This is a genomic window from Roseibium sp. (assembly GCF_048260565.1).
Taxonomy (GTDB): Bacteria; Pseudomonadota; Alphaproteobacteria; order Rhizobiales; family Stappiaceae; genus Roseibium.
The window spans coordinates 810,937-827,156 of sequence record NZ_JBLXGP010000002.1; the positions used below are offsets into that span (position 1 = coordinate 810,937).

12 protein-coding genes are annotated in these 16,220 nt (G+C 63.1%); 6 read left to right on the forward strand and 6 right to left on the reverse strand.

The annotated features are described in order from the left end of the window. Positions 1-25: 25 nt before the first annotated feature. The 3 genes from ACN0SO_RS08115 to ACN0SO_RS08125 form a co-directional block, all read right to left on the reverse strand. Positions 26-1,090, reverse strand: coding sequence for an acyltransferase family protein (locus ACN0SO_RS08115; protein WP_417676355.1), 1,065 nt, complete (start codon positions 1,088-1,090; stop codon positions 26-28). Positions 1,091-1,317: 227 nt separating this feature from the next. Next, positions 1,318-1,854, reverse strand: a complete 537-nt coding sequence (locus ACN0SO_RS08120) for a hypothetical protein (protein ID WP_417676357.1) — start codon at positions 1,852-1,854, stop codon at positions 1,318-1,320. Between the two features lie 187 nt (positions 1,855-2,041). Next, a complete protein-coding gene (locus ACN0SO_RS08125; RefSeq protein ID WP_417676359.1) occupies positions 2,042-2,416 on the reverse strand; it encodes a hypothetical protein in 375 nt (124 codons plus the stop codon). A 232-nt stretch (positions 2,417-2,648) separates the two neighbouring features. Here ACN0SO_RS08125 and ACN0SO_RS08130 point away from each other — a divergent pair, with 232 nt between their 5' ends. Then, positions 2,649-3,251 carry a hypothetical protein gene (locus ACN0SO_RS08130; RefSeq protein ID WP_417676361.1) on the forward strand — a complete coding sequence of 201 codons (603 nt, stop codon included), beginning with the start codon at positions 2,649-2,651 and terminating at the stop codon, positions 3,249-3,251. Between the two features lie 143 nt (positions 3,252-3,394). On the opposite strand, the gene ACN0SO_RS08135 is transcribed toward ACN0SO_RS08130, so the two are convergent. Continuing rightward, positions 3,395-5,725 carry a cytochrome P450/oxidoreductase gene (locus tag ACN0SO_RS08135; protein WP_417676363.1) on the reverse strand — a complete coding sequence of 777 codons (2,331 nt, stop codon included), beginning with the start codon at positions 5,723-5,725 and terminating at the stop codon, positions 3,395-3,397. A gap of 387 nt (positions 5,726-6,112) precedes the next feature. Here ACN0SO_RS08135 and ACN0SO_RS08140 point away from each other — a divergent pair, with 387 nt between their 5' ends. From ACN0SO_RS08140 to ACN0SO_RS08155, 4 genes are all read left to right on the forward strand, one after another. Then, complete coding sequence (locus tag ACN0SO_RS08140) at positions 6,113-6,820, forward strand: IclR family transcriptional regulator (RefSeq protein ID WP_417676365.1); 708 nt, start codon at positions 6,113-6,115, stop codon at positions 6,818-6,820. Between the two features lie 56 nt (positions 6,821-6,876). Then, a complete protein-coding gene (locus tag ACN0SO_RS08145; protein WP_417676367.1) occupies positions 6,877-7,659 on the forward strand; it encodes a pentapeptide repeat-containing protein in 783 nt (260 codons plus the stop codon). A 100-nt stretch (positions 7,660-7,759) separates the two neighbouring features. Further along, positions 7,760-8,557 carry an HAD-IIB family hydrolase gene (locus ACN0SO_RS08150; protein ID WP_417676369.1) on the forward strand — a complete coding sequence of 266 codons (798 nt, stop codon included), beginning with the start codon at positions 7,760-7,762 and terminating at the stop codon, positions 8,555-8,557. Continuing rightward, the gene (locus tag ACN0SO_RS08155) at positions 8,550-9,794 is read left to right on the forward strand and encodes a glycosyl transferase (RefSeq protein ID WP_417676371.1); all 1,245 of its coding nucleotides are present in this window, start codon (positions 8,550-8,552) and stop codon (positions 9,792-9,794) included. Before ACN0SO_RS08150 ends, ACN0SO_RS08155 begins: the two co-directional genes overlap by 8 nt. Here ACN0SO_RS08155 and ACN0SO_RS08160 read toward each other — a convergent pair. Together ACN0SO_RS08160 and ACN0SO_RS08165 are read right to left on the reverse strand one after the other, a co-directional pair. Next, positions 9,778-11,523: a sugar phosphorylase gene (locus tag ACN0SO_RS08160; RefSeq protein ID WP_417676373.1), complete on the reverse strand. Its 1,746-nt coding sequence runs from the start codon at positions 11,521-11,523 to the stop codon at positions 9,778-9,780. The two genes, ACN0SO_RS08155 and ACN0SO_RS08160, sit on opposite strands and share 17 nt — an antisense overlap. Positions 11,524-11,649: 126 nt before the next feature. Further along, positions 11,650-14,862 carry a 2Fe-2S iron-sulfur cluster-binding protein gene (locus tag ACN0SO_RS08165; protein WP_417676375.1) on the reverse strand — a complete coding sequence of 1,071 codons (3,213 nt, stop codon included), beginning with the start codon at positions 14,860-14,862 and terminating at the stop codon, positions 11,650-11,652. Positions 14,863-14,958: 96 nt separating this feature from the next. Between ACN0SO_RS08165 and ACN0SO_RS08170 the strand changes: the two genes are divergently transcribed. After that, positions 14,959-15,870 (forward strand): LysR family transcriptional regulator, encoded by a 912-nt coding sequence (locus ACN0SO_RS08170; RefSeq protein ID WP_417676377.1) that lies wholly within the window; start codon positions 14,959-14,961, stop codon positions 15,868-15,870. Positions 15,871-16,220: the final 350 nt, after the last annotated feature.

Genomic DNA, 16,220 nt, shown 5'->3' on the forward strand with positions numbered 1-16,220 from the left:
CTTCGGGGCTCGCCTTGGCTCGGCGTCAAACTTTCGAGTTGGAGGCCGCGAGCGGGCGGGTGCCGGTGATATGCGCCCAGGCCGGGCGTTCGATCAGGAAGGTACCCATGCCTGTTTTCCTGATCAGCCAGAACATCACGGCCGGAGCTGCGGTCGACAGCACGAGCACGAGGGTGCTGAGCGCTCCGGTATCTGTGATCAGACCGCTCCAAAGCGCGACGCCCCGGACGATCGACATCGGGATCGTGAAGGCCAGATAGATGACGAGCGAATGTTCGCCCAGCCACCTGAGCCAGTCCATGGCCCGCACCTTTGCCAGAAGAGCACTGGAAACGCACAGGGCCAGAGCGCCTGTCAGCGCGAGGGCAAGATGGAGCGGCGGGAAGGCCGCGTAGCCCATCTGCATACCCATGGGCAGGACCTCGTACCCCGGTGAGAAGACGAGAAGCCCGTTTACGACGGCCCATGCGGCAAGGGCGCCAAGCGCCTGCCACGGGTGCGTCTGCGCCCAGCCGACAGCGCGAAACACATGCGGCGCAAACAGGTAGCCGGCGTAGAAGAAGATGAAATAGGCGGCGAACTGCTGGACGATGTAACTGGCGGATTCGATCTGCGCCATCTGCAGGGCCGCGGCGAGAGGCACGACGACCCAATGCGGAATGCGGAACTGCCGGCACAGCTTGACCACAACGCTGACCACGCCGAGCATGTAGATGAACCACAGGACACCGTAAGGCTGAACGACCGCTACGGCCATGTCATGGGTCATGGCGGCAGGCGACCTTGAAAAAATTCCCACCTTCAAGGCGATCATGATCGCGGCCCAGAGCCCATAGAAATAGAAATAGTGAACGACCCGCCGGTCGGCATAAAGGCGCCAGGGACGGTCGATGACCTTGGACAGGAACAGGCCGGAAATCAGGAAAAATTCCGGCATCCGGAACGGTGTCGCGAAGCCGATGACGTAATGCAGATAGCCGACCTCGCCGGTGTATTCGCCCGTGTTATAGGCGGAGTACATCATCACCACGAGGATGATGGACAGTCCCTTCGCAATGTCGACCCAGGCTTTCCGGTTCGTATTGTTCATAGGCTTTTCACACGCGATGGCCGGTTTCCCGGCGGATTGGCAAATTTGACTAAAAATGCCTCAAACCATTCCACCGTACGAGCAAAACCTCATTTCTTGGTAAAAATCGGCGATGGCGGTCCGGTAACTGTCATCGCCCTGTTTTGCCTTCCGTTAGACACCGCGAAACGGGCGGCGGAGACGAAACCACGGCGCCCGCATCGGCTCGGGTAAGGGGCCTGGCGGACCTATTTATCTTCCCCGTTCGCGTCGTCGTCATCCTGCCATCGGTTCCGGATCTCATCGGGGGTGAGCTGGCCGTCGCCGTTCTTGTCGAGGTACTTGAACATCCGGCCATGGATCGCCTGGAATTCCTCCAGGGACAATTTGCCGTCACCGTTGGTGTCCATCATCAGGATCATCATCTGAGGGCCCATCATGCCGCGCCCCATCATTCCGGGGCCCATCATCATGCCGCCGCCCATCATTCCGGGACCCATACCGTAGCCCCCGCCACGGCCGTACATCATTCCGGGACCCATACCGTAGCCCCCGCCACGGCCGTACATCATTCCCGGTCCCATGTGGCCGTTGTAGCCCCAGGGCATCATGCCGCGCCGGCCGTATCCGTAGCCGGGCATGGGCCGCGCCTGATCATTGCCCTGGCCCGTCATCATGCCCTGACCGGGCTGGCCCATCATGGGTCCGCCCTGTTGGGCCACAGCGCCGCCTGCCAAAGCGGCGAACATCATGGCGCAGGCTGAGGTGAAAAGGATCTTTTTCATAACTCGTCTCCTGTTTATCGGATCCGGTCGCATTGCAGCCGACCGACGATCCGTCTTTCATCAAAGGGGTGTGCACGGGCTCCGTCCGTGGAATTCCGTCCACCCCGGCGTTCAGCCTCGGCCAGCCAGGCCATGAAGCTTTACGCCGGAGCTATCGGACAACGGCATCTTCGGCGCGGGATACCGCTCAGGCGCCACGCACTTTCGGAGGATGCTGCAAGGGAGAGACCACACGCGGAGGACCGGCCCGCTCATCTGCAAGAAGCAGAGCCGATGAAAGAGGCGGCATAAGCGTGAAGACTAAGGGAACGACGCCGTGAAAGGCGCAATTGCCATGATGCATGCAATGTCCGGGTGCGGCTGCATGCTCCCCGGGCATGTGGCTATCGGCATGAGCGGCAGAGGCCGTCACTGCAAACCCGCCATGAGACACCGGCATCGACGGCGGGTCGAGATGGCCGAACGCAAGCATTGCAAGCGCCAGCAGGCAGACGTAGATCCCCGACACCCGGCGCCATGCCGTTGTCTGTCTTGTGCCCATGCTGATATCGCCGATTGCCATCGAGAAGCGCGCCTCAACTCATGAGCGTAGAGTATCACCCCCGAAAGCGGGCGACTTGATGTCGATCAAAAACTGAAATTTCGTTGCCCAACCCCGGGCCGCCGGTCCTTTGCCTGCCGGTGAAACAATTGAAACAAGAAACCGCCCCCACGACATCGGACGGAAAAGCCGATGACCAATTTTCCGAAGATCGCATGGCTCATATTGAGCCTGCGAATTGGAGGAAAGTGAAATGTCATACATCAAACGAATCGGATTGGCCGCAATCGGTCTTTCCATCGCCTCGGCCGCCTTCGCGGGCAAGCTTGAGAAGGTCGATATCGTCAAGGAAGGCATCGATCAGAAGCCCATCGTGGTTCGCGCGGATAACAACGGCTACACGTCCTACGCATCGGGCGCGCACCGGTACTATCTTCGCGTTTACGCGAAAGCGAAAGGCTCAAACGCCGTCTGGTTCATCGGCCTGTACCGCGCCTCAGCATCGCCGTGGGTGCAAAAAACCTGGTTCTTTTCCGACAAGGTGCGCAGTTCCGATGGCTGGAGCAGCTACAGCAAGAGCCTTGCGGTTGACGTCAGGCCGGAGCACAGCCGCTTCTATTTCGATCCCAAGGTCGTCTGCACCGAAAACCTGAAGAAGCAGATGAAAAACGGCATGTCGAAGTCGAAGGTGCTAGACCGGGAGTGGAAGCTGACGGCGCAGGCGCGCTTTGCCGTTACCGCCGTCGCCGACAGCAAGAAGCGCAACCGCAAGAACGACCACACGACCACGTCCGGCGAAAAGAAGTCGCGGGAAGCCATCTATCCGGTCAACGTGCTTTGCCAGCGGGCAAGCTGACCGGCCGCTTGCGTCCGACGCAACCGGTATGACCTGCATGGCGGAGTGCCGTCCCATCGGCACACCGCCATCAGCCTGTCATTTGCCAATCGAAAGGCATGATAGGCGAAACGACGCAAAAGCCGGAAGATTTCGCGCGCACTCTAAAGCCCGAGCCTGAGCCGCCCGCCGTTCTTCGCCCTTGAGCAACAGGCCATCATGCGGGTCATCTCCGCCCGCTCCGAGCGGCTGAGCACCACGTCGCGGTGGTCCACATCACCGTCCAGCACCTGAACCTCGCAACTGCCGCACAGGCCCTCGCAGCAATCGCTGGCGACATCGATGCCGGTCGCGCGGATGGCATCGAGCAGGGTCTGGTCGGCGGCCACCTGGACCACCAGGCCGGAGTCCCTCAGTTCCACTTCAAAAGCCTGTTCCTCTTCCGGATCTAGGCCCGTGTTATGAGAGGAGAAATGCTCGAAGCGCAGGGTGCCTTCGGGCAGGTTCGACGTCAGATCCTCAAGCGCAGTGATCATGCGCTCCGGACCGCAGGCGTAGATCCGCCCGCCTTCAGGCAGGGCGCCGACAAGGCCGTGCAGGTCCATCCGCTGTCCGTCCTCTTTGGCATGAACGATCAATGCCCCGCCATGATCGCGCGAGGTGCGGTCGAGCAAGGCCATGGAAGTGCGCGACCGGCCGGCGTAGTGCAGTTCGTATGGCTTGCCGAGCACCTTCAGCCGGTCTGCCATGGCGAGGATCGGCGTGATGCCGATGCCACCGGCAATCAGCAGGTAATGTTCTGCGTCCTCGTCCAGGCGGAACAGGTTGTGCGGCCCGCGCATCCTGATGTCCATGCCGGGCTTCACGGTGTCATGGATATAGCGCGATCCGCCCCGGCCCTCGTCCTCGCGCAGGACCGCGACCGTATAGGCGCTCTCCCCCGGCACGCCGCAGAGCGAATATTTGCGGTCATAGCCACCGAGGCAAAGTTCGATATGGGCGCCCGGGCTCCAGTTCGGCAGGGCGCGGCCCTGCGCATCCTCAAACGTCAGCTGGACGATCCTGTCGGCGACGGTTTCGACACCGGTCACCCGGATCCGCCGGGCAATGTCCTTGCGCGCCGGCGCGCCGACCGGGAACTCCACCGTCCGCTCCAGAACAGACGGATCGCGGCGTTCGGGATTTTCCGCCGGGTCCCACTCCACCCAGACATGGTCCGGGCCGCGGAAGGATGTGTTGGGCAGATAGCTGAACTCCTGCTCGGCGAGACGCAGATGGGGCAGCCGGCGCGACACCTCCTCCAGGAAGATGCGCATTTCCATGCGGCCGATGTTCTTGCCCATGCATTGATGGGCGCCGTAGCCGAAGGTCAGGTGATCGACCGCGTTGTCGCGGTAGATATCGAAGGTGTCGCCGTCCTCGAAATGGCGCTCGTCCTGGTTGGCCGAGGCCTGGACGATCAGCAGCTTCGCGCCTTCGGGCAGATCGACATCCCCCACCCGCGCCGGTCCCGTGGTCTGGCGGCGCCAGGCGACGATGGAGCCCGCATAACGCAGGCATTCCTCGACCGCATTGGGGATCAGCGACGGGTCGGCGCAGATATCGTCCCAGGCCTCGCGGTGGCTGAGCAGGGTCTTGAACATGTTGGCGGAGGCCAGCGAGGTCGTCTCATGGGCGGCGACGATGATCGCCATCATCATGGAATGGACGTAGCTGTCCGGCACCACGTCGGGCATCTCGGCGTTCTTGCGGATGGTTTCATGCATCCAGCCCTGCCCGTCCGGTTCCGCCTTCATCTTTTCGATGACCGAGCCGGCATATTGCCAGAACTTTCCGACCGCATGGGCCACCTCGATCTGCTTTTCCGGCGTCGGCTTGCCCCAGGTATTGACCGAATGGGCGAGGGAGAAATTGCGCAGGACGGCGATCTCGTCCTCGGGCACGCCGAGAAAATGCAGCGCCACGTTCAGCGGCACCTCGTAGAGCATGGCATCGACCAGATCGACCCGGCCACTGTCGATGAAGGCGTCCACCTTCTCGCGGGTCAGACGGCGGATCATCTCCTGGTTCGGTTCGAGGTTTTCCGGCAGGAAATGGCCGATCAGGGCGCGGCGGCGCTCCATATGGGCCGGCTCGTCCTCATTCACCATGGTGCGGTTCATGGCGTAGCCGTAGCCTTTGAGAACCTCCATGGCCTCGGGGATTGCCGGCGAGATCTTTTCCAGGACGTTCTTGGGCGAGAACAGGATGTTGTCGCGGAAGACGGCCTTGATGTCGTCGTAGCGGCTGACGATCCAGTAGCCGAGCTTCGGGCTGTAGAAGACGGGCAGCTGATCGCGCGACCAGCGCAGCGCCTCGGCCGGATCGACCTGGTAGGGCCCCTCGAAGGCATCGAAGTTAGCGGCAAGCTCCGACACCGGACAGCCGGTACGCCCATGCCCGCTCACCGGACAGCCACCTGATTTGCTCCCGGTTTCCCCGGCCGTTTCCGCCATCTTCTCCTCCCGCAAAAAGAATTGTCTCGATTATCGCACATCTTTGTTTTATTATCGCACACATTGGAATTGACGGCAATCTGCCGATCATCTGGAGCGGCTGCACTGAATCGCCCCTTGCTCCCTTCTCCCCCCGGAGGGGCAAGGCAATTGCACATGGCACGGCCTGGCTCCCTCTCCCATGGGGAGAGGGCTGGGGTGAGGGGAACAAAACGCTCGGGGATACGGACGGGCTATATCCCCTCGCCCGGAGCTTCGCTCCGACCTCTCCCAATGGGAGAGGTAATTTGGAGCCTGTTGCCGACGCTTTCGTTCGAATGCGCTTCTCCTGCTCAAGGGAGACGGGAATATGCCGATGGGACTGAAGACGGAAACCTGAGAGCCGATATGGAAACGACCCGACTGCAAACCCTGGACCGGGGCCTGATTGCGCTGCGCGCGGTGGCGGAGAGCCGTGACGGGCTGAAGATCTCCGAACTGGCGAAGCGGCTCGGCGTGCACCGGGCCATCGCTTACCGCATCGCCGGCACGCTGGAGGCGCACCAGATGGTCTACCGGTTGCCGGACGGACGGCTGATCCTGGGCAGTGGCATCTTCGCGCTTGGCGCCACCGCCGACACCCCGCTCAGGACCCTTGCCCGCCCGGTCATCGAGAAGCTCGCCGATGCCTCCGGGGCAACGGCGTTCCTCTGTTTAGCGCAAGGAGAAGAAGGCGTCGCCATTCTCGTTGCCGAACCGCGCGACACGTTTCTCAACATCCACTACCGGCTCGGCACCCGCCATCCACTCAACCGGGGGGCCGCCGGCATCGCGATCCTCGCCGGCCGGCCTGCAACGGAAGACGAGCCGGAAGCGGTCACCCGTGCACGAAAGAACGGTTATAGCGTCACGCGGGGCGAATTGCAGGCCGGCGCGGTCGGTGTTGCCAGCCCGCTCCGGCTGACCGGCCCCGGACTGCCGGGGCTGGAATGCTCCATCGGCGTCGTCGCCCTGGAAGGTCTGGAAACGGAGAAGACCGCGCGGCTGGTGCGAGAAGCTGCGGAGACGTTGCAGCAGCAGTTAACGTCTGACGCTCCCGAGATCAGATCTCCGTGATCGGCATGGACTGATACCGCCGGCGGCCTAGTTTCGGTGACGGGAGGAATTTGCGAATGCGTATCAGGCTTGCCGTTGTTGCGGTGGCACTGGCCTTGTCGGGACCGGCCGCCGCACAGTCGCTCATGTCCGGGATCGACCTCACCTCGCCGGCGATGACCGAGGCGGATATGACCCGCGCCGAGGTGGAGGCGCGGCTTGCCGCGCAGCCGGGAGCGGCCGTGTTCGACCAGGCGCGGCTCAACGGTCTAGATCTATCCGGGCTCGACTTCAGCGGCGCCAGCCTTCGCGGAGCGCGGCTGAACGGAACCGACCTGAGCGGCGCCCGACTGGACGGGGCCGTGCTCGACCAGGCCTGGGCGCTTAAAGCGCGTCTCGACGGGGCGAGCCTCAAGGGCGCAAGCCTGTTTCAGACCCAGATGCAGGACGCCTCGCTCCGGAATGCAGATCTCACGGGGGCGCGGGCCCCCGCCAATTTCTCCCGGGCCGACCTGACCGGCGCCCGGTTCACAAATGCCGATCTCGGCGCCGACCTGAAGAACCAGTCCATGGGACTGATGCGCGCCGACCTGACCAGCGCAAAGGCCGAGGGCGCGGATTTCACGGGCGCGAACCTGTTGCGCGCGGTGCTTGAATTCGCCGACCTGAAGGGCGCTCGTTTCGACCGCGCGAACCTCACGACCGCATCGCTCGCCGGAGCGAACCTGACTGGCGCCTCGGTCGCAGGTGCCGTTTTCACCGATACCGATGTCGCGTCGGCCCGGCTCGTGGATCTGGTGGGGCTCGACGAAACCCGGCTTGACGCCGCCAGCAACTTGTCCCGGGCGATTACCCGATAGCTGCTTACTGAACCCTCGTGGAGGGCATAGCCCAGCCCGAGGGGAATCGGTTACAGTTTTCCGGTCAGTCACTTACCGTATCAAACCAGTTCGGGTCGAAATGGTGCGTCTACTCGTCTTCACGGATCTGGATGGAACCCTCCTCGACCATGCCACGTATTCTTATGAGCAGGCCAAGCCGGCCCTTCAGGCCTTGCGTGACCTTGACGTTCCGCTGGTCCTTGCAAGCAGCAAGACCGGGGCCGAGATCGCCCGTCTGCATGACGAACTGAAGCTTGGCGACAGTCCAGCAATCGTTGAGAACGGCGCCGGCATCTACATGCCGGGCGGGCCCGCTTCCGGCGATCGCTCCGACTATCTCAAGATCAGGCAAGCCCTCACCGACTTGCCTCGCGCGCTGTCCCAGCCCTTCAAGGGCTTCGGCGACATGAGCGACGAAGGCGTCGCCGAAGCGACCGGCCTGCCGCTCGAACAGGCCCGGCTTGCGAGGATGCGCTGCCATTCCGAGCCCGGACTGTGGTCCGGAACCGATGCCGACCTGACCCGATTTCTGGACGCGTTGCAGGCGCAGGGGATCGTCGCACGCCGCGGCGGTCGCTTCCTGACCCTTTCCTTCGGCCGGACCAAGGCCGATGCCATGAAAGACATCGCCGATCGCCTGCAGGCGGACATGACAGTTGCCCTTGGAGATGCGCCGAACGACGCGGAAATGCTGGCTGCGGCAGATCGCGGTGTCGTGGTGCGCAATGACCACGCGCCGCCGATGCCGGAGTTTGCGGGTGAGGCCACAGGCCGCATCCGCCGAACGACACTTCCCGGCCCGGCGGGCTGGAATGCGGCTATTCTGGACTTGATTGAGAACCTCGGGCGAACGCGGGAAGAGACAAACCATGGCTGACTTCCATCAAAACGGCAACATTGCCCAGTTCCACAATCTGCGCTGCCGGCCGATCGAGGAGCTGGTCTACGAGCTGGAAGCGTTCGCGCAGACCCGAAAGATCACCCTGATCCTGCCGTCGCTTTATTCCGAACTCGAAGAGACGGCCCTCGCCAATATCGTCGAGGAACTGTCGAAGGTCACGTACCTGCACCGCATCGTCATCGGGCTCGACCGGGCGACCGAAACCCAGTTCCGCATGGCCCAGGACTTCTTCTCCAAATTGCCGCAAAACCATGTGGTGCTTTGGAACGACTCGCCGCGGATGAAGGCCTTCGAGGACAAGCTGGTTGGGCTCGGTCTCCAGCCCATCGAGCCCGGCAAGGGCAAGAACGTGTGGACCTGCATGGGCTACCTGATCGCCTGCGCGGATTCGGCCGTCATGGCGATCCACGACTGCGATATCCTGACCTACAATCGCGAGATGCTTGCCCGCCTGGTCTATCCCGTCGCCAATCCGCATTTTTCCTATCAGCTGTCCAAAGGCTTCTATCCGCGCGTCGGCGGCGGCAAGCTGAACGGACGGGTCACCCGCCTGCTCGTCAGCCCTCTGCTTATCTCGCTCAAGAAGGTGATCGGCGACCGGGACTACCTCGACTACCTGCGCAGCTTCCGCTACCCGCTGTCGGGGGAATTCGCGCTGCGCATGTCGATCCTGCCGGACCTGCGTATCCCGTCCGACTGGGGGCTCGAAATCGGCATCCTGTCGGAGGCGTGGCGCAATCTCGGGCCCCGCTCGGTCTGCCAGGTGGAGATCGCCGACGCTTACGACCACAAGCACCAGTCGGTGAGTGCCGAAGAGGCCAGCAGCGGCCTGAACCGGATGTCGACGGACATCTGCAAGGCGATCTTCCGCAAGCTGGCGGCCGACGGCACCGTCTTCACCAGCAACACATTCCGCACCCTGAAGGCGACCTATTACCGACGCGCGCTCGACATGCTGGAAGTCTACGATCACGACGCCAAGATGAACGGGCTGACCATCGACCGGCATGCGGAAGAACAGACCATCGAGCTGTTCGCCGACAACATCATCCGCGCCGGGCAGGTGTTCCTCGACAGTCCTCAGGAAACGCCGTTCATCGCCAACTGGAACCGGATCCATGCGGCCGACCCGATGCTGCTGTCGGAACTCAAGGCAGCCGTCGCGGCGGATGCGGAAGAGTTCGCTCCGATCCCGTTCAGTGCCGGTTCGTGATCCAGCGGCACTGATAGGGCGCCAGCGCTACTGTTTCCTGCCCGGACGGGATATGTTCGCCCGTCAGGAGATCCATCCAGTGCTCGTCCTCGATCAGGTTCAACGTGGCGACGGGAACGTCCACCGTTTCCGCACTGACATTGTGCAGGGCGAATATCGACTGACTGCGATCCAGTGACTGACGCCAGATGCCGAAGACGCGATCTTCCAGCATCAGGGTGAACTGGGTTGCATTCGGGTGAAAAGCCGGCTGTTTGGCGCGCATCCGCAGACGCTCCGACAGGGCCTGCAGGACACGGACCTGATCGGAGTCCGGATCGGCGAGCCTGGCGCGCAGGGTCGGATAATCCCAGCGATGCCGGTTAATCGCCCGATTCATGCCGCGCCGCTCGACACCCTCGAGATCGTTCGGCGTGGCCAGCATCGAATGGATATAGAGTGCCGGAATCCCCTCAAGGGACATGACGATCGTCTGCGAACAGACGAACCGCTCGATCTGGTAACCGTCCTCGCCCTCGAAGGTCCGCGCCATGGCGGAGAAGAACGCGGTGTTTAGTTCATAGACGGACTGGCCGCCATCCGGCAGGGCGCGCATGGAGGCCAGCCCTCCCGCCTCCTTGACCGTTTCGATCACGCGGGCGATCTCGTCATCGGGCAGCAGTCCTTCGACCGGCCGCATGCCGACGCCGTCGTGGCTTGCCGCGAAATTCAGATAGGCGCAGCCCAGCGGTGCCGGCGGCATGGCGCGCTGCCAGCTGCGGATATGTTTCGCCGAACCCGACAGCATCGCATGCAGGATCAGCGGCGGCAGCGGGAAGTTATAGATCGCGTGCGCTTCGTTGCGTTGGCCGAAATAGCTGAGATTTTCCGCCTTTGGCACGTTGGTTTCCGTCAGGAGGACGACCGTCTCCGTCGCATAATCGGCCAGCAATCTGAGCAACTGTACGATCGCGTGGGTCTTGGGCATATGGATCGACGGCGTGCCCGGCTCCTTCCAGATGAAGGCGACCGCATCCAGCCGGATGATCCGCACGCCTTCATCGATATGCAGCCGGATGATCCGCAGGATCTCAAGCAGCACCTCCGGATTGCGGAAATCGAGGTCGACCTGATCGTGGCTGAAGGTGCACCAGACATGGCGCGGTCCGCGGGACGTATCCACTTCGCGCAGGAGCGGCGTGGTGCGCGGCCGCACCACCATGGAAAGATCCTCGTCGGGCGAGGCTTCGAAGAAGAACCTGTCGTAGGGCGCCTGCCCCTGCCGGTAGGCGTTGAACCAGGTCCCCTGGCTCGACACATGGTTCAAGACCAGATCCGACATCAGGTGAAACGACTTGCCGATCCGCTCGATATCGGCCCAGTCGCCCAACGACGGATTGACCTTCCGATAGTCGGTCACGGCAAAGCCGTCGTCGGAGGTAAAGGGGAAGAACGGCAGGATGTGAACCCCGCTGACAACGCCCTTCATATGCTCCAGCAGGAAATCGTAGAGAAGATCCAGCGGCTTGTGCACACCGTCGATCAGCGTGTCACCATAGGTGATGACCATCGCGTCCTTTTCCGACCAGAGCGAGTTGGCCGGCTGGCGCGGCCGCTTGCGGCAATGGGCGCCCTCGGGCCAGAAAGCCTCGAAAACCTTGTCCGTGAGATCCTGGGCATCGGCATCGAAATAGATGCGGGAAAGCAGCGCGGTCAGGCGCGAACTCAAGGACGCTGGTATATTCGGCATGAACTCAAACGGCTCCGCAATGGGCAATAACAATGTTCAAGGTCTAACCGAGCAAAAGAAACGATCAAGTCTTCAAAGTGAATAAAAAAGCGGCAGCAACCGGCAAAAGCAGGTTCCTGCCGCCTTTTACAGATCGATCTCGATCACGCCGCCCTCGTCCTTCGCCCGGCTCTGGCAGAGAATGATCGACGTCTCGCGCTGTTTCTTTGAGAGCACGAAGTCGCGGTGTTCGACTTCGCCGGAGACGAGGCCGCATTTGCAGACGCCGCAGATGCCGTCGGAGCATTTGATGTCGATGTGGAAGCCATTGGCGTTGAGCACATCGGCGGCGGTGTGATCTTCCGGGACCAGCAGCTCGCGGCCGTCCTTCAGCTTCAGGACGAAGTCGTGGTTCACGTAGTCCGGCTGTTCCGGCACGGAGAAATATTCCAGGTGCCGCGCCTCTTCCGGGAAGCCCTGGCGAGTGGCGGCCTCGATCACGCCGGTCATGTAACGGTCGGGACCGCAGGTGTAGACATGCCAGCCGTCGCGGTAGCCGGTGAGGACCGTGTCCAGATCGGCGCGGGTGCCCTGGTCGGAGAAGTGGGTGATGACCTTGTCGGCCCAGGGGAACGTCGGCAGGTCCTCCAGGAAGCCGGCACCGTCCCTCCGGCTTGCCGAATAATGCAGCTCGAAGTCCCTGCCCAGCGCATGCAGGCGATGGGCGAAGGCGATCATCGGGGTGATGCCGATGCCGCCGCCCATGAGGAAGCTTTTCGTTGCGGTCTCGTCCAGTTCGAAATGGTTGATCGGCCTTGAGATGAAGATCTTGCGGCCTTCGGAAAAGATCCGGTGCATCAGTTTCGAGCCGCCCCGGCCATCGTCCTCTCGCAGCACCGCGATCTGGTATTTCGACCGGTCCGCCGGATCGCCAGACATGGAATACTGGCGCAGGAATTCCGGGGCGACGACGATGTCGAGGTGGGCGCCGGCGGTCCATTCCGGCAGGTCGCTGCCGTCGAGGGTGCGGAACTCGTACTTGGTCACATCCGGCGTCATCTTCTCGACTTTTGAGACCTCGACGCGGATCACCGGGCTGTCACCGTCATTGACGTAGCGGTGGATCACGGACGTGTCGCCGGAGACCAGACGCGCCTGGTATTCCTCCGCTGTCACCATGGCCTGATAGGCCTCGATGCCGGCCTCCCGGTCCATGGGGAACGGATAGGGCCAGGGATGCGGAGCGATCGGCGCCGGATAAACGGCCATGGTCTGGTCCTCGTATTTCAGGTCCAGATCCTTCTGCAGGTCACGGCGGTTGAGCGGATGTTTGGTCGGCCGGTAGGCGCCGTCCTCTTCCAGCTCGATGTCCCACCACCATTTCTTGACGTCATTCAGGCCGCCGTTGCCGACCGCGTCGTCCAGCCTGGCGAGCAAGGGTGCGGCGGCGGGAATGTTCGACGCCGCCCAGCGGAACGGCGCTTCGGCGAACAGGCCTTCCAGGTTCCACGGGCAGGTCTTCATGCAGCGGCCGCACATGGCGCCACCCGGCGTGGTGATGCGGTACGTGGCGCATTTCTGGCTGTCGGATTTCCAGATCTCGTAGCCGTTGAACATCAGCTTCGGCCCGGCGGTGATCGCCCCTGACGGGCATTCGCGGGCGCATTTGTTGCAGTTCTCGCAGAAGTTCTGCAGGCCGAAGTCGATCGGCCGGTCGTGTGTCATCGGCATGTCGGTGGTGACCACGCCGGACTTGAGCCGGGGGCCGAGATAGGGGTTCAGGATCACCTCGCCGATACGGCTGACTTCGCCCAGACCGGACAGCAGCAGAAGCGGCGGCTGCAGAACCTCGCCGTCCATCACCGTATGCGCCTTGGCCTTGTAGCCGAGGTTGCGGATATGCTTGGCGATGACGCCGCCGAGCAGGGAGAAGCGCAGGTAGGCGCGCATGGACTGGGCGACGGAAATCCAGTCGTCGCCGGACGCGCCCTCCATGGTTTCGTAGCCCTGGTCGATGATCATCGAGACCGCCTGGTCGTGCGGCGGGTCGAGCGGTTCGCCGGCGGCATCGTGGGAATACCAGCTCCAGTCCGGACAGCGGGAGAGGCCAACCGCATCGACGCCGAGGAAATAGGTCGCCGCCTTGATATTGGCGGCGTTGCGTTCCGCATCGCTCGGCCTGGCACCGTCCGGGTTCGCCGGGCCGTCCTGCAAGAGCACGAAGGCGCCGAGCGCGCGCCGCTGGGCAAAGCTGGGCGCCGCCTTGCGGGCATAGTGACCGCCCTTGGCGCCGTCCTGGCAGGGTTTGCCCATGTCGCCGAACTGGGCGCGGGCGAACATGTCGGCGCGCTTGGGGACCCGGGCCACATTGGCCTCGTCGATATAGGTGGTCGGCGTGTCGACCCGCTTCAGCTTTTCGAACGGATGGGCGCCGGCGACGTAATCCCGGGTCGCGTAAGGGTCGCGGTTGAAGGCGTTCTTGGCAAAGCCCTTGCCGAGCCACCATGCAGGCCCGAGCGTGCTGAACCAGGGCTGTTTGCCCATCGGCGCCAGCGGCGCGTCATGGGCGATCTCCATTTCCGTCGTAATCGCCGCGAGGGAGAACCGGGTGCCGAGCCAGGGCGCGACCAGCGCGCCGTCTTCCGCGCTCACCAGACCGGCGGCGGCCGCCAGCTTGCCGAGATCGACATCGGAGGAACTTGCGGTATGGGCACGGGCATCGAAGCCGAGCAGGCGGATGTAATTGGCGATCACCGCCGCGGTCTCCGTCGCCCTCAAGGCGCCGCGATGGGCCTGGGCATTTCGGATCCAGTCCGCACCGGCTTCGTCCGGATTCGGATCGCGGAAATGTTCGTAGAGGAAGACGATCGCGTGCCGGTGGCCGTCGATCTCGCGCGGCGGCGCTTCCATGCTTTCCTTCAGATCCGCCATGATCATGTCGATGCCGGAGGCGAGCGTCTTGGTCTGGCGGGTCTTCAGGTCATGGGCGAGCCGGTCGATATCCGGGTTGCGGAACGGTTCGGACAGCAGTGCCTCTCGCGGCAGGGGGCCGGTGCCGATCATGGAGGCGTCGCTGAAATAGCCGAAGGCCTTCAGGTGATTGGCGCGCTCCTGGGGGTCTGCCGGGATCTCCGACTGGGTCCGGTTGACCAGCCCGTCGCGGATCGCGTCCATCATCGCCTGGTATTCGCCCATGGCGTTGACGATGCTTTCCGGCGCTTCGGGCCGATGGAAGCTCAGTGGCCGCATCCCCGGTACGGCGGAGAGATCCGGAAGGGCGGACTGGCGCTTCAGGCGCTCGAGCGGATAGGGACCGAGATGAACCGGACGGCTCCTGTCGGAAAAAAACCTGATCCCCATGCGCACTTTCCTCCGTTTCGGCCATTCCGGCCTTCTCCACTCTACGCACTAGCTTGGGATCGACCCCAGATCCATTCATATCTATAAATAAATACTATGAGCAAAATCGATTATTCCGACCTCGACGGCAAGACGCTGCGGACCTTTCTCACTATCCTGGAAGAGTCGTCGGTTTCCAAGGCCGCCGACCGGTTGGGCGTGACCCAGTCGGCCGTCAGCCATACGCTGGCGAAACTGCGCCATGTGCTCGGCGATCCGCTGTTCGTGCGCTCCGGCCAGGGCCTGACGCCGACCGAGCGGGCGCTGGCGCTCAAGGAGCCGGTGCAGGCGGTGCTCGACGGGATGAAGGGGCTGACGGAAGGCCGGCCGTTCGACCCGCAAGCGGAAGAGATGCGCTTTGCCATCGCCGCCAACGATCTGCAGCGCGAACTGATCTTTCCGCCGCTGCTGCGCGAGGCGCGCGAACAGGGGATCCGTCTGCGACTCGACTTTCTCGTCTCGGGCGTGCCCGACCCGGTCATCCTGCGCGACGACCGCTGCCAGATCATGCTGACGCCGCTGCCGCCGGACGGACGCGACATCTTCCAGAAGCGGCTGGTGACGACGCGGATGATGGTGTTCTACGATGCCAACCGGCGCGACCCGCCGGCTTCCTGGGAAGAGTATTGCGCCTGCGAGCACGTGGATGTGCGCTTCGAGGACGGGCGGAGTTCGAAGGAGGTCCTGCGCGGCGTGGACCAGAACCGGATCCGGCCGCCCACGGTGACCGTGCCTTATTTCAACGCCATCCCCGCCTTCATCAAGGGCAGCGACCTGATCTCGACGGACACCGAACTGCAGCACCTCGGCCCCTTGCGCGACCTTGCCTGCGCGCCCCTGCCCTTCGACTGCGAGCCGGTCTCCATCTACATGGTCTGGCACCAGCGCTCGAACACCGACCCGGCCCACAGATGGCTGAGGCGGATGATCGAACGCGTTGCTGCGACGTTACCGGAGGCGGGTGGTTAGTCGGCTAAATTTATCGGAGATACCTTTACTCTCGATCGTCATCCCGGAAAAGCCGCCAGGCTTTATCCGGGACCGGCGAGCCCGTTATCGCCGCTCCTGATCGCCGCGCCAACGAGAGGCCCGGGCTCCCCGGTCCCGGCTCTCCGCTTCGCTGCGGCCGGGATGACGACCTCAATGCGGTTCGCTGCCTTTCCGCACCCTCTGTTGTCATTCCCGCGAAGGCGGGAATCCAGTATCCCGTGAGGCCGGTTGTTTGAGCGGAAAGGACACAGCGTACTGTTGGGGTGGACGGCCCCTACGGCATCGATGTGCCAGAATGAGGTTGTTACCGATCTCAAACGATGGAGCCG

Bases quoted from the DNA above. Each gene is read 5' to 3' on its own strand.
- ACN0SO_RS08130 (WP_417676361.1), top strand. From the start codon at position 2,649: ATGTCATACATCAAACGAATCGGATTGGCCGCAATCGGTCTTTCCATC.
- ACN0SO_RS08140 (WP_417676365.1), top strand. From the start codon at position 6,113: ATGGAAACGACCCGACTGCAAACCCTGGACCGGGGCCTGATTGCGCTG.
- ACN0SO_RS08155 (WP_417676371.1), top strand. From the start codon at position 8,550: ATGGCTGACTTCCATCAAAACGGCAACATTGCCCAGTTCCACAATCTG.
- ACN0SO_RS08115 (WP_417676355.1), bottom strand. From the start codon at position 1,090: ATGAACAATACGAACCGGAAAGCCTGGGTCGACATTGCGAAGGGACTG.
- ACN0SO_RS08160 (WP_417676373.1), bottom strand. From the start codon at position 11,523: ATGCCGAATATACCAGCGTCCTTGAGTTCGCGCCTGACCGCGCTGCTT.
- ACN0SO_RS08170 (WP_417676377.1), top strand. From the start codon at position 14,959: ATGAGCAAAATCGATTATTCCGACCTCGACGGCAAGACGCTGCGGACC.
- ACN0SO_RS08150 (WP_417676369.1), top strand. From the start codon at position 7,760: ATGGTGCGTCTACTCGTCTTCACGGATCTGGATGGAACCCTCCTCGAC.
- ACN0SO_RS08125 (WP_417676359.1), bottom strand. From the start codon at position 2,416: ATGGCAATCGGCGATATCAGCATGGGCACAAGACAGACAACGGCATGG.
- ACN0SO_RS08120 (WP_417676357.1), bottom strand. From the start codon at position 1,854: ATGAAAAAGATCCTTTTCACCTCAGCCTGCGCCATGATGTTCGCCGCT.
- ACN0SO_RS08165 (WP_417676375.1), bottom strand. From the start codon at position 14,862: ATGGGGATCAGGTTTTTTTCCGACAGGAGCCGTCCGGTTCATCTCGGT.
- ACN0SO_RS08135 (WP_417676363.1), bottom strand. From the start codon at position 5,725: ATGGCGGAAACGGCCGGGGAAACCGGGAGCAAATCAGGTGGCTGTCCG.
- ACN0SO_RS08145 (WP_417676367.1), top strand. From the start codon at position 6,877: ATGCGTATCAGGCTTGCCGTTGTTGCGGTGGCACTGGCCTTGTCGGGA.